The sequence below is a fragment of the Mycobacterium helveticum genome (assembly GCF_007714205.1).
Taxonomy (GTDB): domain Bacteria; phylum Actinomycetota; class Actinomycetes; order Mycobacteriales; family Mycobacteriaceae; genus Mycobacterium; species Mycobacterium helveticum.
This window is the reverse complement of record NZ_VMQU01000014.1, coordinates 33,961-54,794: the sequence shown is the minus strand read 5'-3', so window position 1 is coordinate 54,794 and position 20,834 is coordinate 33,961. Positions and strand designations below refer to the sequence as shown.

At 70.1% G+C, this 20,834-nt stretch carries 18 protein-coding genes and 1 pseudogene; 8 read left to right on the top strand and 11 right to left on the bottom strand.

What is annotated here, in order from left to right; genetic code table 11:
- The first annotated feature begins 24 nt into the window (after positions 1-24).
- Both FPZ47_RS05440 and FPZ47_RS05435 read left to right on the top strand, forming a co-directional pair.
- Positions 25-627: a TetR/AcrR family transcriptional regulator gene (locus FPZ47_RS05440; RefSeq protein ID WP_144949404.1), complete on the top strand. Its 603-nt coding sequence runs from the start codon at positions 25-27 to the stop codon at positions 625-627.
- The gene (locus tag FPZ47_RS05435; protein ID WP_144949407.1) at positions 624-1,493 is read left to right on the top strand and encodes an SDR family NAD(P)-dependent oxidoreductase; all 870 of its coding nucleotides are present in this window, start codon (positions 624-626) and stop codon (positions 1,491-1,493) included. Before FPZ47_RS05440 ends, FPZ47_RS05435 begins: the two co-directional genes overlap by 4 nt.
- A gap of 230 nt (positions 1,494-1,723) precedes the next feature.
- Here the strand turns inward: FPZ47_RS05435 and FPZ47_RS05430 are convergent, their stop codons facing one another.
- Positions 1,724-3,106: a 13E12 repeat family protein gene (locus tag FPZ47_RS05430; RefSeq protein ID WP_144949410.1), complete on the bottom strand. Its 1,383-nt coding sequence runs from the start codon at positions 3,104-3,106 to the stop codon at positions 1,724-1,726.
- A 226-nt stretch (positions 3,107-3,332) separates the two neighbouring features.
- Between FPZ47_RS05430 and FPZ47_RS05425 the strand changes: the two genes are divergently transcribed.
- Genes FPZ47_RS05425 through FPZ47_RS05405 form a run of 5 tightly spaced genes read left to right on the top strand, consistent with a single transcriptional unit; the run spans position 3,333 to position 7,502 of the window.
- Positions 3,333-4,283, top strand: a complete 951-nt coding sequence (locus FPZ47_RS05425; RefSeq protein WP_144949533.1) for a DUF4129 domain-containing protein — start codon at positions 3,333-3,335, stop codon at positions 4,281-4,283.
- Positions 4,280-4,762 carry a hypothetical protein gene (locus tag FPZ47_RS05420; RefSeq protein ID WP_144949413.1) on the top strand — a complete coding sequence of 161 codons (483 nt, stop codon included), beginning with the start codon at positions 4,280-4,282 and terminating at the stop codon, positions 4,760-4,762. The genes FPZ47_RS05425 and FPZ47_RS05420 overlap by 4 nt, the downstream gene beginning before the upstream one ends.
- On the top strand, positions 4,759-5,760 hold the full coding sequence (locus tag FPZ47_RS05415; RefSeq protein ID WP_144949415.1) for an AAA family ATPase: 1,002 nt from the start codon (positions 4,759-4,761) through the stop codon (positions 5,758-5,760). Before FPZ47_RS05420 ends, FPZ47_RS05415 begins: the two co-directional genes overlap by 4 nt.
- Positions 5,761-5,787: 27 nt before the next feature.
- Entirely contained in the window at positions 5,788-7,047 is a 1,260-nt protein-coding gene (locus FPZ47_RS05410; protein WP_425461748.1) for a DUF58 domain-containing protein, read from the top strand.
- Positions 7,044-7,502: a hypothetical protein gene (locus FPZ47_RS05405; protein WP_144949421.1), complete on the top strand. Its 459-nt coding sequence runs from the start codon at positions 7,044-7,046 to the stop codon at positions 7,500-7,502. The genes FPZ47_RS05410 and FPZ47_RS05405 overlap by 4 nt, the downstream gene beginning before the upstream one ends.
- A gap of 129 nt (positions 7,503-7,631) precedes the next feature.
- On the opposite strand, the pseudogene FPZ47_RS05400 reads toward FPZ47_RS05405, so the two are convergent.
- Positions 7,632-9,330 (bottom strand): annotated as a pseudogene (locus tag FPZ47_RS05400) (transposase).
- A gap of 366 nt (positions 9,331-9,696) precedes the next feature.
- On the opposite strand from FPZ47_RS05400, the gene FPZ47_RS28875 reads away from it, so the two are divergent.
- The gene (locus tag FPZ47_RS28875) at positions 9,697-10,008 is read left to right on the top strand and encodes a hypothetical protein (protein ID WP_210419836.1); all 312 of its coding nucleotides are present in this window, start codon (positions 9,697-9,699) and stop codon (positions 10,006-10,008) included.
- 70 nt (positions 10,009-10,078) lie between these two features.
- Here FPZ47_RS28875 and FPZ47_RS05390 read toward each other — a convergent pair whose 3' ends face one another.
- From FPZ47_RS05390 to FPZ47_RS05350, 9 genes are read right to left on the bottom strand one after another with little or no spacing between them, the layout of a single operon-like run.
- Positions 10,079-10,312, bottom strand: coding sequence for a hypothetical protein (locus tag FPZ47_RS05390; RefSeq protein WP_144949424.1), 234 nt, complete (start codon positions 10,310-10,312; stop codon positions 10,079-10,081).
- A 39-nt stretch (positions 10,313-10,351) separates the two neighbouring features.
- Positions 10,352-11,935, bottom strand: a complete 1,584-nt coding sequence (gene nuoN, locus FPZ47_RS05385; RefSeq protein WP_144949535.1) for an NADH-quinone oxidoreductase subunit NuoN — start codon at positions 11,933-11,935, stop codon at positions 10,352-10,354.
- Entirely contained in the window at positions 11,935-13,563 is a 1,629-nt protein-coding gene (locus FPZ47_RS05380; RefSeq protein WP_144949538.1) for an NADH-quinone oxidoreductase subunit M, read from the bottom strand. The genes nuoN and FPZ47_RS05380 overlap by 1 nt, the downstream gene beginning before the upstream one ends.
- A gap of 11 nt (positions 13,564-13,574) precedes the next feature.
- Entirely contained in the window at positions 13,575-15,476 is a 1,902-nt protein-coding gene (gene nuoL / locus FPZ47_RS05375) for an NADH-quinone oxidoreductase subunit L (RefSeq protein ID WP_144949428.1), read from the bottom strand.
- A 10-nt stretch (positions 15,477-15,486) separates the two neighbouring features.
- A complete protein-coding gene (gene nuoK, locus FPZ47_RS05370) occupies positions 15,487-15,786 on the bottom strand; it encodes an NADH-quinone oxidoreductase subunit NuoK (RefSeq protein WP_144949431.1) in 300 nt (99 codons plus the stop codon).
- Positions 15,783-16,583, bottom strand: coding sequence for an NADH-quinone oxidoreductase subunit J (locus tag FPZ47_RS05365; protein ID WP_144949434.1), 801 nt, complete (start codon positions 16,581-16,583; stop codon positions 15,783-15,785). The genes nuoK and FPZ47_RS05365 overlap by 4 nt, the downstream gene beginning before the upstream one ends.
- A complete protein-coding gene (nuoI, locus tag FPZ47_RS05360) occupies positions 16,580-17,140 on the bottom strand; it encodes an NADH-quinone oxidoreductase subunit NuoI (protein ID WP_281291809.1) in 561 nt (186 codons plus the stop codon). Before nuoI ends, FPZ47_RS05365 begins: the two co-directional genes overlap by 4 nt.
- Positions 17,133-18,401 (bottom strand): NADH-quinone oxidoreductase subunit NuoH, encoded by a 1,269-nt coding sequence (gene nuoH, locus FPZ47_RS05355; RefSeq protein ID WP_168209369.1) that lies wholly within the window; start codon positions 18,399-18,401, stop codon positions 17,133-17,135. Before nuoH ends, nuoI begins: the two co-directional genes overlap by 8 nt.
- Before the next feature lie 2 nt (positions 18,402-18,403).
- Complete coding sequence (locus tag FPZ47_RS05350) at positions 18,404-20,830, bottom strand: NADH-quinone oxidoreductase subunit G (RefSeq protein ID WP_144949446.1); 2,427 nt, start codon at positions 20,828-20,830, stop codon at positions 18,404-18,406.
- Positions 20,831-20,834 lie beyond the last annotated feature (4 nt).

Sequence of the window (20,834 nt, the reverse complement as noted above, 5' to 3'; positions counted from 1 at the left end):
AATTACGATACGGTAGGTAGCGATATGAAAGCAGACCCGTCCGCCCTTGACAAGGCCCCCGGCGCCGGCCGACCGCGGGACCCGCGCATCGATTCGGCCATCTTATCGGCAACCGCGGAACTGCTTGTGCAGATCGGCTATTCGAATCTGAGCCTGGCCGCGGTCGCCGAGCGTGCCGGCACGACGAAATCCGCGCTGTACCGGCGGTGGTCGAGCAAGGCCGAACTGGTGCACGAGGCGGCCTTCCCGACGGCCCCCACCGCGCTGGATGCGCCGGCCGGCGACATCGCCGCCGACGTCCGGATGATGATCGAGGCCACCCGCGACGTGTTCACCACGCCAATCGTGCGCGCCGCGCTGCCCGGCCTGGTGGCCGACATGACCGCCGACCCCGCCCTCAACGCGCGGGTCATGTCGCGCTTCGTCGACGTGTTCGCCGCGGTGCGCCTGCGGTTGGGCGAGGCCGTCAAGCGGGGCGAGGCGCACGCCGACGTGGACCCGGACCGGTTGATCGAGCTGATCGGAGGAGCGACGATGCTGCGGATGTTGCTGCGCCCGGAGGACGAACTCGACGAGGCGTGGGTGGACCAGACCACCGCCATCGTCGTGCACGGGGTGCGGCGATGACGGGCCGGCTCGAGGGGCGGGCCGCGATCGTCACCGGCGGCAGCCGCGGCCTGGGCGCCGCGATCGCCGTGGCTCTCGCGGCCGAGGGTGCGGCCGTTGCCGTCGCGGGCCGCACCGAGCAGGTGTGGGACGAGAGGCTGCCGGGGACCATCGGCGAGACGGTCGCAGCGATCGAGTCGGCCGGCGGCCGCGCCGTCGCGGTCCGGGCCGACCTGACCGACCGCGAGGACGTCGGGCGATTGGTGCAGTCGGCACGGGATGCCCTGGGGCCCATCACGATCCTGGTGAACAATGCGGCCTTCACCGCGCCGGGGCGCCCGCGGGCGCCGGGCGCCGCGCCGCGCACCAAGCCGACGGCCACGGCGGGTGGCGCCAAGCCCGGCTGGCCCGGGTTCGTCAGCATCCCCCTGGCCGCGTACCGCCGGCACTTCGAGATCGCGGTCTTCGCCGCCTACGAGCTGATGCAGCGGGTGTGCCCCGACATGATCGACGCGGGCGGGGGCTCGGTCGTCAACATCAGCTCCATCGCGTCCCGACTGCCCGGCGACGGGCCCTACCCCGACCGCGGCGGGGGGGTGCTGCCCGGCTACGGCGGGTCGAAGGCGGCGCTCGAGCACCTCACCCAGTGCGCGGCCTACGACCTCGCCGAGCACCACGTCGCGGTCAATGCGTTGTCGCCGTCCAAGCCCATCCTGACCCCGGGGCTGGCGTACTACGCCCGGGAGTTCGGCGACACCTCCGACGCCGATGAATTCGCTCGTGCGGCAGTCGAATTGACCCTGGTCGATCCGGGCAAGGTGACGGGCCGCACGATCGGCCATCTGCAGGTCCTCGACGGCAGCTTCCGGCCGTTCGAACGCGACTGAGCGGCCCTGCTCGGGCCCGGGCTCAGGCGCCGGGCGGGCCCGGCGGCGCCGGCTCGTCGGGCGGGAAGCTGGTCCCGTGCGTGGTGGCCTGCGTGCGCGCAGCGGGGGCCGGTGCAGGGCCTGTCCGTGATGTCCATGATGGTTCCCCCATTCTCGATCGATCTGGGTCGAGCGGATCCGGGCCCTGGACCGCTACCCGGCGAACCGGCGGCGAAACCCGTTTCAGCGCCTCAACCGTCGCGTTCGGAAGGCGGGTCGGGATCGTTGCGCAGGAGTTCCTCGGGATGGTGCGCGTGATTGATCTCCGGCGGGCCGTCGCCGTTGGTCCAGCCGAGTCGACCGTTGCCGGTGACCTCGGTGCGCCACTCGCCGCGGCTCGCCCCGCCGTGGTCGCCGCCGCAGGCGAAATGCAACGAATCCGCGTCGGTGCGGCCGCCTTCGGCCCAGTCCGGTGAATGGTGAACTTCGCAGTTATAGCCCGATTCAAGGCAATTGGGGCGCGTGCAGCCCCGGTCGCGGGCGTAGCAGATGAGCCGCTGATCGGCTGTCGCGATCCGCTTCTGGCGGCCCAGGTACAGCGGCCGGCCGGTGTGCTCGTCGAACACCGCCAGGCAGTGAATCGCCTCGGCGGCCATGCGGATCAGGTCCGGCATCGGCAGCCTGGAGCCGCCGCCGGTGCGCGCGGGCGGGGGCATCGGGACCGACTCGTCGGCAGCCGCGGCGGCGGCCCGGTCGAGTTCGGCCAGCGTGGTGGTGACGATCACCGTCACGGGGTGGCCGCGGTGCACGCCGAGCCGGCCGGAGGAGATCGCGGCCTCCAGCCCGAGCTTGAGCGCGTCGTGGCAGCGCTGGGCGGGTGTGCGCTCGTCGCGCGCGCCGGGCTCGGTGTCGTCGGTCTGGTGGCGGCCCGGACGCACGGCCGCCTCGATGGCCTCGAAGTACGCCCGAGCCTCGGGGTCGATCAACCCCGACAGCCGCGACATGCCGTCGGGCCCCTGCGGGCCCAGGCGCAGCGCGCGGCGGCGGGCCCGATCCTCGTCGTTGAACAGCCCGTCGGGATTGAGGTGGTCCGCGATCCGCTGACCGAGCTTGGCGACGACGCCGGCATCGAGTTTCCGCGCGTGCCGCACCAGCGTTCGCTCGGCATCCGCCACGTCGGAGGGCGAAACGCAGGACGGCAGCACGTCGACCGCGTCGCATACCGCGCGGATGTGGTCCTCGCCGATGTCGCCCGCCTCGACCGCGGCGGCCAGATCCGGCAGCTCCGGAGGCAGCGGCTGGCCCGTCAACGAGCGCCGCGGCCGGATCCGCGCGGCGAGCTTGAAGCGGCGTTTGATTTCCCGCGGCGGGATGCGCAGCCGGGCCCACAGCCTCTCTCGTTCCGCCGGCACGCACTGGCTGCCGTCGGGCGGTTCGGCGATCTCGGCGAAGAACCGGTACATCAGGCCGCGGTTGGTGCGGTGCTGAGTCTCGAGCCGCTCGGCCACGCCGACCCGGAAGGCGTTGCCGACCACATCCGAGGAGGTCTCGCGCAGCGTGTCGTGCGCGGCGTCGATCGCGTCGAGGGCGGCGCCGATCCGCTCTCGTGCCTGTTCGGGGCCCAACGCGACCATGACCCCACGCTATCGAACATATGTTCGTACAACCATGGCGTTCGGTCGGGCTGTGGATGAAACGCGGACTGTGGATGACGCGCGACCTGCCCGGCCGGCGCCGGCGGCCCTGGCGAAGCGGCCGCCCGGCGTGCCAGTATGAAAAACCCAAGCCGCAACGGCGGCGGTGAACCGGTCGAGTGGTGTGCCGATGCCCGGTAGTGACGAGATGCCCGGTAGTGACGAGATGCCCGGTAGTGACAAACCGACGGCGCGGGTCCTGGCGCTGATCGTGCTCCTGCTCGTCGTCGCGGCGGCGCTGCGCGGCTACCTTCCGGCCCACGACCGGGCCCCCCGCACCGACGCGGGCAGCAACCCCGCGGCCTGGACGGCCGTCGTCGCGGCGCTGGCCGGGACGGTCACGCTGCTCGCGATCGCCGTGGTCGCGCGGCTGCGCGATCCGCGAGGGTTCGCACCCGGTGGGCCGGACCTGCCCGCGCTGCTCGGCACCGGCACCGGCCGGCCGGGCTGGCGCGTGCTGCTGATCGGCCTCGGGGTGATCGCGGGCCTGCTGCTGGTGCTGACGCTGCTGACCCGGGTCGCGGCCGGGCACGACGTCACGCCCCCCGCGCCGGGGTCCACGAGCGCGTCGCAGCGCCCGGCGCACGCCGGATCCGCATCGCCCCGGCAACCCCCACAGGGCAACTCCGGCAACATGTCCGGAGTCCTGATCGCCTGTACGCTGCCCCTGCTGCCGATCCTCGTCGTTGGCACGATCCTCGAGTCGCGACGGCGCTGGCGCGCCAAGACGCCCGGCCTAACGGCCGTGGACGACCGCGAATCCCCTGCGCCGCCAACGAATTCGGGTTCGCTGGTGCGGGCCGCCGAGCGCGGCCTGGCCGAGATGGCAGACCTGCGCCGGGAACCGCGCGAGGCGATCATCGCCTGCTACGCCGCGATGGAGCGCGAGCTCGCCAACGTGCCGGGCGCCGTCCCGCAGGACTTCGACACCCCGACCGAGGTGTTGGCCCGCGCCGTCGAGCGCCATGCGCTGCACGCCGACAACGCCATCCAGCTGGTCGACCTGTTCGGCGAGGCGCGGTTCAGCCCGCACGTGATGAACGAGGGCCACCGCGACGTCGCGGTACGACTGCTGCAGTTGGTGCTCGGCGAGCTCCGATCCGCGAGCCACGCATGAAAAGGATTGTCATCCTTGGCCTCTGCCTCATCGTCAGTGTGGAACTGCTGGCGCTGGCGCTGCCCGACCGCGCGCTCGTGCTCGTGGCCGCCGGTGTCGCGCTGGCGCTGGTGCTGCTCAACGTCCGCCGCGTCGTGGGAAGGGGACCGCAACCCGACGACGAACCCGGCACCGACGACCTTGGGGACTCGCTGCGCCGCTGGGTCGCCAACACGGAAACGACCATCCGATGGTCGGACTCGACGCGGGCCGACTGGGACCGCCATCTGCGACCGATGCTGGCGCGGCGCTACGAGCTCGCCACCGGGCAAAGGCTTTCGAAGGATTCCGCCGCGTATCACGCCAGCGGCCGGATGCTGTTCGGAGCCGAACTCTGGGACTGGGTCAATCCCGACAACGTCACCCGCGGCGGTGACCGCGGGCCCGGCCCCGGCCGCGCCGCGCTGGAGGCGATCCTACGGAAGCTGGAGCAGGTATGACCTTGCCCACCGCGCTGCCGGCCGACAAGACCACCGCGTACTGCGGCGCGGTGATCGACGAGATCGAACGGGTGGTGGTGGGTAAGCGTTCGGCGCTCACGCTCATCCTCACCGCGGTGCTCGCCCGCGGGCATGTGCTGATCGAGGACCTGCCGGGACTCGGCAAGACGCTGATCGCGCGGTCCTTCGCCGCCGTGTTGGGGCTGCGGTTCACCCGGGTGCAGTTCACGCCCGACCTGCTTCCGGCCGACCTGCTCGGCTCGACGATCTACGACATGCAGTCGGGCCGGTTCGATTTCCGCGCCGGACCCATCTTCACCAACCTGCTGCTCGCCGACGAGATCAACCGCACCCCGCCCAAGACGCAGGCCGCCCTGCTGGAGGCGATGGCCGAACGCCAGGTCAGCATCGACGGCGAAACACACCAGCTCCCAACGCCGTTCATCGTCCTGGCGACCGACAACCCGATCGAGTACGAGGGCACTTACCCGCTGCCCGAGGCGCAGCTGGACCGGTTCGCGATCCGGCTGGAACTGCGCTACCTCTCCGAGCGCGACGAGACCGCGATGCTGCGCCGGCGCCTGGAACGCGGTTCGGCCGAGCCGGTGGTCGATCAGGTGGTGGACGCGCACGATCTGCTGGCCATGCGCGAATCGGTGGAACAGGTGAGCGTGCACGACGACGTCCTGCGCTACGTGGTGTCGCTGGCCGCGGCCACCCGGCACCATCCGCAGGTCGCGGTCGGTGCCAGCCCGCGTGCCGAGCTCGACCTGGTCCAGCTGGCCCGTGCCCGTGCGTTGTTGCTCGGGCGGGACTACGTGATTCCCGAAGACGTGAAGGCGCTGGCGATCCCGGCGGTCGCGCACCGGATCACGCTGCGGCCCGAGATGTGGGTGCGAAAGATCCAGGGCGCCGACGTCGTCGAAGAACTGTTGCGGCGCCTGCCGGTGCCCCGCACCGGCGGCGGCGACGGTCAAGCCACGCCGGGCCCGGCGTGACGGCCCCGGCGTGACGGGCCCGGCGTGATGGAGGCCCGCGCGGTCGAGTTCCGCTGGCGCGCAGCCCCGTTGACGCTGGCGGTCGCGACGTGTGCGGCGGCTGCGCTGGTTGCCGCGGTGATCGGCGACCGGTGGCAACTGATCGCGTTCGCCGCACCGCTGCTCGGTATGCTGTGCTCGATCAGCTGGCAGCGTCCGGTGCCCCCGATCCGCGTGCACGGCGAACCCGGGTCGCAGCGCTGCTTCGAAGACGAGCAGGTGCGGCTCAGGGTGTGGGCGACCACCGACGACGCCGGGGCCATAACCGTCGAGCTGGCGGTCCCGGCCGTCGCGGGCATGCGGCTCGAAGTCCTCGACTCCGATGGCGGCGCGGCGAAAACGGTTGCGGCGACGGCGCATCGCTGGGGCCGGTACTGCGTGCGGGCCCGCGTGGACGTGGTCGCGCGGGGCGGGCTGCTGACCGGTACGGCCACCGTCGACGTCGCCGCCGTCATCGTGTTCCCGCTGACGCCGCCGCAGTCGACGCCGATCCCGCAGACCGAGCTGCTCGACCGCCTGGGCGCACACCTGACCCGGCACGCCGGCCCGGGCGTCGAATACGCCGACATTCGCCCCTACGTGCCGGGCGACCAGTTGCGGGCGGTGAACTGGCCGGTGAGCGCGCGCCGCCGCGCGTTGCACGTGACGCAACGGCTGACCGACCGCGCCGCCGACGTGGTGGTGCTGATCGACACCTATCGTCAGCCGGCCGGCCCGGCCACCGAGGCCACCGAACGGGCCGTCCGCGGAGCGGCGCAGGTGGTGCAGACGGCGCTGCGGCACGGTGATCGCGCCGGCATCGTCGCCCTGGGCGGCAACCGCCCGCGATGGCTCGGCGCCGACATCGGCCAGCGCCAGTTCTTCCGGGTGCTCGACACCGTGCTGGGCGCCGGCGAGCACTTCGAGGACACCACCGGCACGCTGGCGCCGCGCGCGGCCGTCCCCGCGGGGGCGATCGTCATCGCGTTCTCCACGCTGCTCGACACCGAGTTCGCGCTGGCGTTGATCGACCTCCGCCGGCGCGGGCACGTCGTCCTGGCGGTCGACATCCTCGACCGCTCCCCGTTCGAGGGCGAGCGCGACCCCCTGGTGGACGAATTGTGGGCGCTGCAGCGCTCCGCCATGTATCGCGACATGGCCGCCGTCGGTGTCGACATCGTGCCGTGGCGGGAAGGCGCCGCGTTGGAGCAGGCGATGGGCGTGCTGCCGGACCGTCGGCACCGGGTGCGGGGACGGCTGCGGGGATGAGCGCGGGCATCGCGGGCGCGGCACGGGTGGGCATTCCCGCGGTGTCGATCGCGGCCGGTCTGCTGATGGTGGTGTCGGTCGCCGCGGGCTCGCACGGGCCGGCGATGGTCGCGGGCGCGGCGGCTTTGACGGCGGTCGCCGTCGGGACGGTGTTCCGCGCCGCCGCAACGCTTGCCGTGTTGCTCGTGGTGGTCACGATCGCGCTGTCCGGCCCGCCGCCCGTGCCCGTCGGCCTGGCGGGGCTGTGCGCCGCGGCGTATCTGGTGTCCCGGCACGCCGCCGGTGCGTCGGCCGCCGTTGTCGTCGGCAGCAGGGCGACGTGGGTTGCCGCCCTGTGCTTTACGTCGGCCGGGTTGGTTGCGGCGTCGTTCCCGCTGCAGTCGCCGTGGTTGCCGCTTGTGGCCCCGCCGGGCGCGTTGGCGATTTTCGTGCTGGCCGCGCGGCCGTTCACCTAGGACGCCGCTGATGTAGTGGCCTCCAGCAGGGCGGGGGTTTTGCGGTATCGGGGTCTCGACGGTTGGGGGGCTTTCGCTGGCTGATATCAACGGGATCGCCAGGCGGCCTGATGGCCCGGTGGTCCCGAATCAGGCGATGGCCCAGCCCCCGGCGTCTGAATGCAGGCCCAGGGTGGCCAATCGAGCGAGGTTGATGGCTCCTGCTCTTGCCAAGATGTCGGTCAGAATGCGTTTTTGTCCGCCGCACCGAGCCTTGCGGCCACCCCAGGGGCGACGGGTGAAGTGACTGATCTTGCGTTTCCACGACCGGCCGATACGTTCGGTAATCGGCCTGCCAGTCTGGATCGCGTTGGCGGGCTTTGGCGTGCTGTAGGGCGGCTTCATGGGTATGGATGGTGATCACCCGTCCACGGCGGGCTTTGGTGCAGTCTGCCCGCCCGCAGCGGACACGACTCACACAATGCCCCGAAGTGAGCTATCTGCTGACGCCGGCCGGTGCTGATGGCCACGGTGTGCCCGGCTGGGCAGGTGACGGTGCTGGCAGCCAGGTCGATGCGGAACTGGTCTTTGGAATAGCCGTTGGCGTTGCGCACCGGGGGCACCTTGGCGCGCATGTCATGACCGCGTTGGGTCTGCTCATCGAGGGTGGCTCCATCGGCGTAAGCCGAATCACCATATACCTCAAAGACATTCGGCTCCGACTCGTTGTGCACCTGCTCACCGTGATCGTTACATCGGCATCGGCATCGGCATCGGCATCGGCATCGGCGTCGGCGTCGGCGTCGGCGTCGGCGTCGGCGTCGGCGTCGGGTGCAGCACTTGTGGTGTCGGTGGCGGGGTTGCCCAGCAGCTCGTCGATGACCTCACGGTCGGCGGCGTTGGCCGGGGTGACGGCCACTCCGGTGATCAGCTCGTCGTCGGGGTCGATAGCGAGATGGGACTTGCAGCCATCGAAGGTCCGCGCGCGCGACTTGTGTCCATGGCGGGCTTCGGTATCGACGGTGGAGATCAGCCGATCGCGGGCCACCCGCCGGGCGATACGAAAAACCCCGTCGTCGCCGGCCTCGACGTCTTGGCCGGCCTCCAGTGCCAACAACTCGACCGCCTCACTGAGTGTCCCGTCAAGCTCGCGACCATCGCAGGCATCCAGTGCGGCGTTGGCGTCCTGCACCAGTGCATCCACCAAGGCTTCGCGAGCTTTGGGATCGTCCCAGTCACATGGCGGTTTGCCCAAGCTGGTGTCGTCATCGTCGCGGGTCAGCGCGGTGCGCACGGCACCGGCCAACTCCGGATCGGCCCGATCGGCGACCGTGAGTAGTTTGCGGATCGCAGCTCGCAGTTGGATCACCGTGTCCTGAGTGGCCACCGCATCCAACAGCGGCGTCGAATCCAGCACCCGCCGGCGTCCGCGCAACAACCCCGCCGCTCGCGCGATGGTGTTGACGTCCTCGAACAACCGGCGTGGCCGCTTGGATGCGCGTAGCCGGTTGCGCATGCCGACCAGCACCGTGGGATGAAATGCCTCGGCGTCCACGGTCAACCCCGCGGCCGCTTTCCAGCGCAGATCAAATGCCAGCCGGTCGCAGGCCTCCCGATCCGAAAGCCCCTCGTATTCCTGCAGCAGCATCACCGTGGCCATTACCCGCGCTGGCACCGGCTGCCGACCCAGCACGGAGCGCTTGAACAAGTCGGCGAAATAGTCATCACCGAACAGCGCCCCACCGTGCTCGGCCAGCAGCCGATAGACACTGCTCGCCGGCAGCTGATCACCGACCAGCAGCATCACGTCATCGAATCGGCCCTGCCGATTCTCCCGTCCCAAAGCCACGCATCTGATCCTCGCCGCCCGCCCGCGCTAAATCCGCTCAGGCACGCCGAAATCCGCTGACCAAAACAGCACCGCCCTAGTCGGGGGCCGCACCACCGACAACGGGCCTTCCCACAATGTGTCGAACCGTTCATCGCGCGGCTTTCCTGCCCCGTCCTGACCGGATCCGTCCTGACCGGATCCGTCCTGACCGGTGTGGGGTGGCCTGCGAACGGGAGTCGCGTCGGCAGCTTTTCGGCGTTGTCGCCGCAGATCTATTGGCTGCTGATGTTCGCGGTGACCGGTTCGCCCCCGAATGCTTGAGGCGGCGCGGCGTGGGACGGCCTGGCAGCCGAGTTGAGTTCTGCCGCAGCACCGTTCGGTTCGTTGACGTCGACACTGGCCGGGCTCACGACCGCGGGCACCCAACCTTTCGGCTTCCAGAACGCCGGCTACCACGACAACGGGTTCGACAACTCCGGGGCTACAACTCCGGTGCCTCCGAGATGGGGCCTTCGACTCGGGCTTGACGAACATGGGGCGTTCAACCCCGGTGGCACCAGCCGGCGGGGGACCACCGGCGCGTACGCGGGCGAGTCCACCGGCAACGTCGGCTTCTCCGCCTCCGACACCCCCCAACACCTGGCGCTGGAAACTCGGGGAACCCCGGAACCGGCCTGGGCAACGCGGGCAGCCTGAACACGAGTATCGGCAGCTCGTGCACGCAGGCCGGCACGGTCTCGGGCATCGGCACCGCCGTCTCCGGGTTCTACAGCTCGGGCGTCGAGGTCTCCGGATACCAGAACACGAGCACCGGCGCCATCGGGGTACCGAGCGCGGGATTCGGCAACATCGGCGACGGCAATAGGGGCATCGACAACTCGGGCACCCAGCTGACCGGCATCGACAACTCGGGCGCGAACAACGCTGGCATCGCGAACGCGGCCACCAATGCCAGCGGGGCCACCTTGACCTCGGGCGTACGGAACCCCGGGGACAACACTGCGTCAACCAGGGCTGACGGCCCGGCGGGGCGGCCGGCTCAGTGCAGCAGGTGCGCGGCGTGGTCGGCCAGGTCGAGCAGCGGCTGCGGGAACACCCCCAGCGCCACGGTGGCCACGGCGCACACGGCGATCGCGGCCTTGCTCAGGATGCCGGGCGCGACCACGTGGGGCGTGTCCTCGGTCGCCTCGGTGAAGAACATCGACACGATCACGCGCACATAGAAATACGCGGCGACCCCGCTGGCGATCACACCGACGACCACCAGCGGCACCGCCCCGCTCTGGGCGGCGGCCCGGAACACGGCCAGCTTGCTGACGAACCCGCTCGTCAGCGGGATGCCGGCGAAGGCCAGCAGGAACAGCGAGAACATCACGCCCACAATGGGTGAGCGCTGCCCGAGCCCCGCCCAGTGCGACACGGTGGCGTCCTCGACGCCGTCGGCGTCGCGGATCAGGCTCACGATGGCGAACGCCCCCATCGTGCTGAAGCTGTAGGCGAGCAGATAGAACAACGTGGCCGACAGGCCCGAATGGCTGTCGGCGATGACGCCGGTGAGGATGAAACCGACGTGGGCGACCGACGAGTAGGCCAGCAGCCGCTTGACGTCGGTCTGGTTGACCGCGGTGACCGTGCCCACCGCCATGGTCAGGATGGAGATCGTCCACAACACCGGCCGCCACTGGTCGTGCAGCGGCGGCAGCGCCACGTAGACCACCCGCAGCAGCGCGCCGAACGCCGCGACCTTGGTGGCCGCCGCCATGAGTCCGGTGACCGGGGTGGGCGCGCCCTGGTAGACGTCGGGAATCCAGGAGTGGAAGGGGACCGCGCCGACCTTGAACAGCAGGCCGACCGACAGGAGCGCGACGCCGACCAGCGCCATCGACGTGTCGGCTTGGGCGGCAAGGGCTTTGCGGATGCCGGGCAGCAGCAGCGTGCCGGTCGCGCCGTAGATCAGCGCGACCCCGTAGAGGAAGAACGCCGACGAGAACGCGCCCAGCAGGAAGTACTTCATCGCCGACTCCTGCGACAGCAGGCGGCGATGACGGGCCAGCCCGCACATCAGGTACAGGGGCAGCGACAGCACTTCCAGCGCGACGAACATGGTCAGCAGGTCGTTGGACGCGGGGAACACCATCATGCCGCCGACCGACAGCATCGTCAGCGGGAAGAGTTCGGTCTGCGCGGCCCCCGCCCGCTCGGCCTCGATCTCGGCGTCGCTGCCGGGCACCGCGGAGGCCTGCGGGGTGAAGGAATCCAGGCCGGCCGCCCGTGCGGCACCCACGGCCGCCCTGCTTTCCGCCTTGGACTGCGTGCGTTCGGCCATGAAGATGACCGCGAGCACGGCCACCAGCAGCACGGTGCCCTGCAGGTACAGCGCGGTGCGGTCGACGGCCATCGCGCCGAGCACCGCGGTGCGCCCCGACGTGCAGACCGAGCGGCTCACCACGACGACCGCGATGAACGCCGCCACCAGACCGCCGAGGGCGAGGCTCACCTGGGCGCCGTAACGGAACCTGCGCGGCACGAACGCCTCGGCCAGCACGCCGGCCACCGCGACGCCGAACACGATCAGCATCGGGGACAGCAGGAAGTACTCGATGCTGGGGGAGGGGAGCAGGATCATCGGTGCGGTCCTTCGGCTGTGCGGGGTAGACCGGTGCCCGGCGGCACGCTCGGCGCGGGATCGTGCTGGCCGATGGTGGTCATCGTGTTGGCGACGGCCGGGTTGATCAGCTCCAGCACCGGCTTGGGGTAGACCCCGAGACCGATCAGCAGCGCGATCAACGGTGCGACGACGAGCAGTTCACGCGCCTTGAGGTCGGTGATCTTTTCGCTGCCCGCGGCCAGCGGCCCGGTCATCACCCGCTGGTAGAGCCACAGCATGTAGATGGCCGCCAAAACCAGCGCGGTCACCCCGAACGCCCCGGCCAGCCAGTACCGGTTGAAAGTGCCCAGCAGCACCAGGAATTCGCTGACGAACGGCGCCAGCCCGGGCAGCGACAGGGTGGCCATGCCGGCTACCAGGAAGGTGCCCGCCAGGACCGGCGCCACCTTCTGCACACCGCCGTAGTCGGCGATCAACCGGCTGCCCCGGCGAGAAACCAGGAAGCCGGCGATCAGGAACACCGCCGCGGTGGACAGGCCGTGGTTGAACATGTACAGCGTCGACCCGCTCTGGCCCTGGCTGGTCATCACGAAGATGCCCGCGACGATGAACCCGAAGTGCGAGATCGAGGTGTAGGCGATCAGGCGCATCATGTCTTTCTGGCCGATCGCCACGACGGCACCGTAGATGACGCCGACGATGGCCAGCGTCACGATCAGCGGCCGGAAATACGTCGAGGCGTCGGGGAACAGCTGCAGGCAGTAGCGCAACATGCCGAAGGTGCCGACCTTGTCCATCACCGCCGTGATCAATACCGCGGTCGCGGGCGTGGCCTCCACGCAGGCATCGGGCAGCCATCGGTGGAACGGCCACAGCGGCGCCTTGATCGCGAACGCGAACATGAAGCCTCCGAAGAGCGCCTTGAACACCGCGGGGTCGACGCCCAGACGCCCGCTGTGCACCGCGTCCACGATCGTGCGGAAGTCGAAGGTGCCCGCACCGTGCTCCGCGGTCACCACATACAGCCCGATCACCGCGGCCAGCATGATCAGCCCGCCGAACAGGTTGTACAGCAGGAACTTCACCGCGGCGCGCGACCGGCCCGAACCCTGACCGAAGCCGCCGATCAGGAAGTACATCGGGACGAGCATGGCCTCGAAGAACACGTAGAACAGCAGCACGTCCAGGGCGATCACCGAGACCAGCACCATCGACTCGATCGCCAGCGTCAGGGCGATGTAGGCGTGTGGGCCGCGTGAGGACCGCAAGCTCGGCGAAGTCGAGCGCGGCGGGTCGCCACCATCGTCGTGAGTGCGTCCGCCTCCGTCCGTCCATCCGGCCACCTGCAGCACCGGGATCAGCACCACGGTGAGCAGCACCAGCACCACGGCGATGCCGTCGACGCCCAGGGTGTAGCCGGCCCCGAAAGCCGGGATCCACGAATGGCTTTCGACGAACTGGTAGGTGGGGCCGCCGGCCTCGAAGCCGGCGGTGATCACGACCGCCACCGCCAGCGTCAGCAGGCCGAACACCAGGCCGGCCCACCTGGCGAGCTGCCGCAGCCCGGGCGGCAGCAGGATGACCAGCACGGCACCCGCGAGTGGCAGCAGCCACAGCACGCTCAGCCAGGGGAGGTTGGTCATGAAAGCCCCGCTCACCAGAACCTCACCGCCAGGATCAGCGCGACCACCAGGACGGCGCCCGCCAGCATGGACAATGCGTAGTTGCGCGCGAACCCGGTCTGCAAGCCGCGCAGCCGGTCCGACGTCGCGCTCACCAGCGCCGCAAGGGCGTTGACGGAGCCGTCCACGCCCGCGTCGTCGAATTCGACCAGCGCGTGCGTCAGTTGGGCGCCGGGGCGCATGAACACCTCCTCGTTGAGGGCATCGCCGTAGAGGTCTCTGCGTGCGGCCGTCGTCAGCGGGTTGACCGCGAAGGGGGCGACTCGCGGGATGGGTGCGGTGGCGTACATCCGGTAGGCCACCGCGATTCCGATGGCGACCAAACCGAGCGACAGGGCGGTGCTGACCCAGGACGGCAGGGCGTTCGCGGCCGGTTCGTGGGCTCCCACGACGGGCTTGAGCCAGCGCTGCAGCGTCCCGCCCACCGCGAGCAGACCACCGGCGAACACCGAGCCGAAGGCCAGCACGATCATCGGCCAGGTCATCACCGCCGGCGCCTCGTGCGGGTGCGCGCCCGGCGCCCACCGCTTATGGCCGAAGAAGGTCATCAGCATCACCCGTGTCATGTAGAACGCGGTGATGCCCGCACCCAGCAGCGCGGCCCCGCCCAGCACGTAACCCCGGGTGCCGCCCGAGGTCATTGCCGCCTCGATGATGGCGTCCTTGGAGAAGAATCCCGAGAACGGCGGCACACCGATGATCGCCAGGTAGGCCAGCCCGAACGTGGCGAACGTGATGGGCAGGGCGGCGCGCAGGCCGCCGTAACGGCGCATGTCCTGCTCTTCGTGCATCGCCTGGATGACCGCGCCGGAGCCCAGGAACAACCCGGCCTTGAAGAAGCCGTGGGTGAGCAGGTGCATGATCGCGAACGCGTAGCCCGCCGGGCCGAGGCCGGCGGCGAGCACCATGTAGCCGATCTGGCTCATCGTCGAGGCGGCCAGCGCGCGCTTGATGTCGTCCTTGGCGCAGCCGATGACCGCCCCGAGCAGCAGCGTGACGGCGCCGACGATGACGACGGCCAGCTGCGCGTCGGGCGCCAGGTTGTAGAGCGGGTTGGACCGCACGATCAGGTACACGCCGGCGGTCACCATGGTGGCTGCGTGGATCAGCGCGGACACCGGGGTGGGGCCCTCCATCGCGTCACCCAACCAGGCCTGCAGCGGAATCTGCGCGGACTTGGCGCAGGCGCCCAGCAGCAGCAGCAGTCCGATCGCGGTCAACGCACCGCGACTGGCGGCCGGTGCCCCGGCGAACACCCCGGCATACGACAGCGTGCCGAAGGTGCTGAACATGACGAACATCCCGACGGCCAGCCCGGCGTCTCCGACCCGGTTCATCACGAACGCCTTCTTGGCCGCCGTGGCCGCCGAAGGCTTGTGGTACCAGAAGCCGATCAGCAGGTAGGACGCCAGCCCGACGCCCTCCCAGCCGACGTAGAGCACCAGATAGTTGTCGGCGACGACCAGCAGCAGCATGGACGCCAGGAACAGGTTGAGGTAGCCGAAAAAACGACGGCGATCGGCGTCCTCTTTCATGTAGCCGACCGAGTAGATATGGATCAGCGACCCGACGCCGGTGATCAGCAGCACGAAGCACATGGACAGCTGGTCGATTTGGAGCCCGACGTCGACTCTCAATTGCTCGACGGGGATCCAGGTGAACAACGTCTGGTGGATGGCACGGTCGTCCGCGGTACGGCCGAGCATGTCGGCGAACAGCGTCGCGCCCACACCGAACGATGCGAGCGCGGCGGCACAGCCCAGCCAGTGGCCCCAGGCGTCGGTGCGCCGACCGCCGAACAGCAGGATCGCGGCACCCGCCAGCGGCAGGGCCACCAGCAGCCAGGTGTAGTGAGTCACCAAAAGATTTGTCACGGTGGCGTTCTCAGCCTTTGAGTAGGTTCGCGTCGTCGACTGACGCCGATTTGCGGGCACGGAAAATCGTCATGATGATGGCCAGGCCGATCACGACCTCGCACGCGGCCACCACCATCGTGAAGAACGCGATCATCTGCCCGTCCAGGCGGCCGTGCATCCGGGCGAAGGTGACGAACGCCAGGTTGACGGCGTTGAGCATCAGCTCGACGCACATGAACATCACGATGGCGTTGCGGCGCAGTAGCACACCCGAGGCCCCGATGGTGAACAGCAGGGCCGAAAGGTACAGGTAGTTGGCCGGATTCACGACGCACCCCCCTGAGGCAGGCTCGGGCTCGCCTCCCGGGCGGGCAGCTGCGTGCCGTCGCCGGTGTGGCTGTGCAGGATCGGCGACACCGACATCTGCGAATACGAGCCGTCGGGCAGCAGCGCGGCCGTGTCGACCGCGTTGCGGCGCGCGAAGACGCCGGGGTTGGGCAGCGGCGTGGGATGCCCGCCGGGCCGGAAGCGCTCCTCGGAAAGCTCCCGCTGCGTCTTGCGGCGCTCGAACCGCTCCCGGTGCGCCAGCACCATCGCCCCGATGGCGGCGGTGATCAGCAGCGCGCTGGTCAACTCGAAGGCCCACAGGTACCGCGAGAAGATCAGCGCCGCCAGGCCTTCCACGTTGCCGTTGGCATTGGCGGCGCCCAGCCCGGCGAAGCCGCCCGCCGCCACGTTGCCGATGGCGGCGACCAGCAGGACGCCGAACCCGAACCCGGTCACCACGGCCGCGACGCGCTGCCCGCGCAGCGTCTCTTTCAGGGACTCGGCGGTGTCCACGCCGATCAGCATCAGCACGAACAGGAACAACATCATCACCGCGCCCGTGTAGACCACGACCTGCACGACGCCGAGGAACGGCGCGTCCTGGACCATGTAGAACACCGCCAGGATGATCATCGTCATCGCCAGGAACATCGCCGAGTAGACGGCGTTGACCGCCAGCACCACCCCGAGCGCCCCGATCAGCGCCAGCGCGCCCAGCACCCAGAACGTCACCGCTTCGCCGGTGGAGGTGCGCACGATGGCGTCGGCCGCCAGGAGGTGGACGGTGGACGCAGTCACCGGGGGTCCCCGGCGGCCTGGTGTGCGCGCAACCCCTGTGCGGTCACGTTGCCCTGGTAGTAGTCCTTGTCGGTGGCGCCCGGCGTCCGGGGGTGCGGCGGGGCGAGCATGTCTTGCAGCAGTGGCGCCAGCAGCCGGTCCTTCTCGTAGATCAGGTCGGCTCGGTTGTCGTCGGCCAACTCGTACTCGTTGGTCATCGTCAGCGCGCGCGTCGGGCAGGCCTCGATGCACAGCCCGCAGCCGATGCAGCGCAGATAATTGATCTGGTACACCCGGCCGTAGCGCTCGCCGGGGGAGAACCGTTGCTCCTCGGTGTTGTCCGCGCCCTCGACGTAGATGGCGTCCGCCGGGCAGGCCCAGGCGCACAACTCGCAGCCGATGCACTTCTCCAGGCCGTCGGCGTAGCGGTTGAGCTGGTGACGGCCGTGGTAGCGGGGCGCCACCGGGCCCGGCTTCTCCGGATACTCCTCGGTCACGTGTTTTTTGAACATCGCGGCGAACGTCACGCCGAATCCGGCTACGGCGTCCAAGAATCTGGCGTCGAGGAACTTAGCCACGGGCATTCTCCTTGCTCGCACCGATCGGGGTCGTCAGGGCCTTCATCGGCAGCGGCGGCACCGGGAACGCCGGCTCCAGGGCCGCGGCACCGCGACCCTTCCCGCGGCGGCGCAGCTCCCGTTCCATCGCGCGGACGTCGGGACTGGTGAACGGCTTGCGCAACAGCAGCACCAGCACGGCGGCCACCACGACACTGCTGACCACCAGCAGCGGTGTCCAGTACGGGTAACCCTGGTTGCGCAGCGTGCGGATGACGGCCGCGATCAGGACCCACACCAGCGAGGCCGGGATCAACAGTTTCCAGCCCAGCGCCATGAACTGGTCGTAGCGCAGCCGGGGCAGGCTGGCGCGCAGCCACATGTAGACGAACAGGAAGGTCCACATCTTGGCGGTGAACCAGAGCACCGGCCACCATCCGGAGTCGGCGCCCGCCCACATGTTCAGCGGCCACGGCGCGTGCCAGCCACCGAAGAACAGGGCCGTGGCAAGCGAGGAGACCGTCATCATGTTGACGTACTCGGCCAGCATGAACATCGCGAACTTCAGCGACGAGTACTCGGTGTGGAACCCCGCGACCAGCTCACCCTCGGCCTCGGGCAGATCGAAGGGCGCACGGTTGGTCTCGCCGACCATCGAGATGAGGTAGATGATGAACGACGGCAGCAGCAGGAACACGTACCAGACCCGGTTCTGGGAGGCGACGATCTGCGACGTCGACATCGAGCCCGCGTAGAGGAACACCGCCGCGAACGACAGCCCCATCGCGACCTCGTAGGAGATGACCTGGGCGGTGGAGCGCACCCCGCCCAGCAGCGGGTAGGTGGACCCGGACGCCCACCCGCCCAGCACGATGCCGTACACCCCGATCGCCGAGAGCGCGAGGATGAACAGCACCGCGACCGGAAGGTCGGTCAGCTGCAGCGGCGTCCGGTGGCCGAACACCGACACCACCGGGCCGAACGGGATGAACGCGAACGCGGTGAACGCCGGGATCACCGAGATAGCCGGCGCCGCCATGTACACGAACCAGTCGACGCCCTTGGGGGTGATGCTCTCCTTGAGCGCCAGCTTGATCCCGTCGGCCAGGCTCTGCAGGGCGCCCCACGGCCCCACCCGGTTGGGGCCGGGCCGCAGCTGCATCCAGCCGAGAATCTTGCGCTCCATCAGGATCGCGACCAGCACGTTGAGCATGAGGAACACGAAGACGGCCAGCGCCTTGCCCAGCACCAGCCACCAGGTGTCGTGCCCGAAGGCGGCCAAGGTCATCGGGTCGCTCCAATCCCCACGATGTTGCCGGCGGTGACGCCGAGCTCGCGGTGCACCGCCGAACCCGGCGAGTTCAGCGGGAGCCACACCACCCGGTCGGGCATGTCGGTGACGCTCAGCGGCAACGTGATCGAGCCGCGCGCCGTGCTGACCGTGACCGCGTCGCCGTCGGCGGCGCCGATCTCGGCGGCCGTGCCGGCCGACAGCCGCGCCACGGGTTTGCGCGCGGTCCCGGCCAGATGCGGTTCGCCGTCCTGCATCCGGCCGCCGTCGAGCAGCATCCGCCAGCCGGTCAGCACCGCTTGACCTTTTTGCGGCCCGTCACGGGATTCGGCCGGCTGCGGGGTCGCGACGTCGGGCCCGGCGGCCCAGTTGCCGTCCCAGGTGCCCAGCCCGGACAGTTCGGCGCGGGCCGCGTCGGCGGTCGACAGCCCCAGGTAGATGCCCATCTCGTCGGCCAGCGCGTCGAGCACCTGGTGGTCGGATTGGGCGGCGTGCCCGCTGGTGCCGTGCAGCGCCGGTTCGAACGGGCGGTACCGGCCCTCCCAGTTGACGAACGCCCCGGCCTTCTGCGTCGTCGGCGCGACCGGGAACACCACGTCGGCGCGCTCCGTCACGGCGCTGTGCCGCAGCTCCAGGCTGACCACGAACCCGGCGGCGTCCAGCGCGGCCAGCACCGCGTCGGGGTCGGCGAAGTCGTCGGGCTCGACACCGCCCACCACCAGCGCGCCCAGCGTCCCGTCGGCGGCGGCCGCCAGGATGCCGGCCACGTCACGTCCACCGGCGGAGGGCAGTTCGGAGACGTTCCACGCCGCGGCGATCTGCGCGCGGGCGGTCTCGTCGCCGATTGGGCGGCCACCGGGCAGCAGTCCGGGCAAGGCCCCGGCCTCCAGCGCGCCGCGCTCGCCGGCGCGGCGCGGCACCCACGCCAGCCGGGCCCCGGTGGCGTCGGCAAGCCGCGCGGCGGCGGACAGCCCGCCGGGCACCGTGGCCAGGCGCTCGCCGACCATGATGACCGCGCCGGGAGTCGACAGCAGCTCGGCCACCTCGCCGGTGGCCAGGCCGTCCAGTGCCGCCGCTTCGGCCCCGGGAGCGGTCTGCAGCAGCCGGCCTGCCATCTTGTGCAGCGCGCGCGTCGCGAACGGCGCGACCGCGTACACCGGGACGCCGCGCTTGCGGGCCGCCTTGCGCAGCCGCAGGAACACGATCGGCGACTCTTCTTCGGGCTCGAACCCGACCAGCAGCACCACCGGCGCCGATTCCAGGTCCGCATAGCCGACGTCGCGCCGGCCGGCGATCCGCGCCGCCAGGAAGTCGGCCTCCTCGGCCGAGTGTGGCCGGGCGCGGAAGTCGATGTCGTTGCTGTCCAATACGATTCGGGCGAACTTGGAGTACGCGTAGGCGTCTTCCAGGGTGGCCCGGCCGCCGACCAGCACACCGGTGCGCCCGCGGGCCGCGTCGAGGCCCCGGATCGTCATCGCCATCGCGTGCGACCACGACGCGGGCACCAGCGTGCCGTCTTCGCCGCGGATCAGCGGGGTGGTGATCACGTCCGGTGCGGTCGCGTAGTTGAACGCCCACCGGCCCTTGTCGCAGTTCCACTCCTCGTTGACCTCGGGGTCGTCGCCGGCCAGGCGGCGCAGCACCGTGCCGCGGCGGTGGTCGGTGCGCTGCGCGCAGCCCGAGGCGCAGTGCTCGCAGACGCTGGGGCTGGAGACCAGGTCGAACGGGCGGGCCCGGAACCGGTAGGCCATCCCGGTCAGCGCGCCGACCGGGCAGATCTGCACGGTGTTGCCCGAAAAGTAGGAATCGAAGGGCTCGTTGGCGTAGATGCCGACCTGCTGCAGCGCGCCCCGCTCCTGCATGTCGATGAACGGATCCCCGGCGATCTGCTCGGAGAACCGGGTGCAGCGGGCGCACAGGATGCAGCGCTCCCGGTCCAGCAGCACCTGCGAGGAGATGTTGATCGGCTTGGCGAACGTGCGCTTGACGTCGGTGAAACGAGAATCGGTGCGGCCGTTGGACATCGCCTGGTTCTGCAGCGGGCACTCGCCGCCCTTGTCGCACATCGGGCAGTCCAGCGGGTGGTTGATCAGCAGCAGTTCCATCACGCCGTGCTGGGCCCTGTCGGCGGCCTCGGAGGTCAGCTGGGTGTGCACCACCATGTCGTCGGTGGCCACCGTGGTGCACGACGCCATCGGCTTGCGTTGCCCCTCGACCTCGACCAGGCATTGGCGGCACGCGCCGACCGGGTCCAGCAGCGGGTGGTCGCAGAAGCGCGGGATCTGGATGCCCATCAGTTCGGCGGCGCGGATCACCAACGTGCCCTTGGGCACGCTGATCTCGTTGCCGTCGATGGTCAGCGTCACCATGTCCGGATGGCTCACCCCGCCGCCGGTCTCGGTTTTGGCCGCACTAGTCATCGGG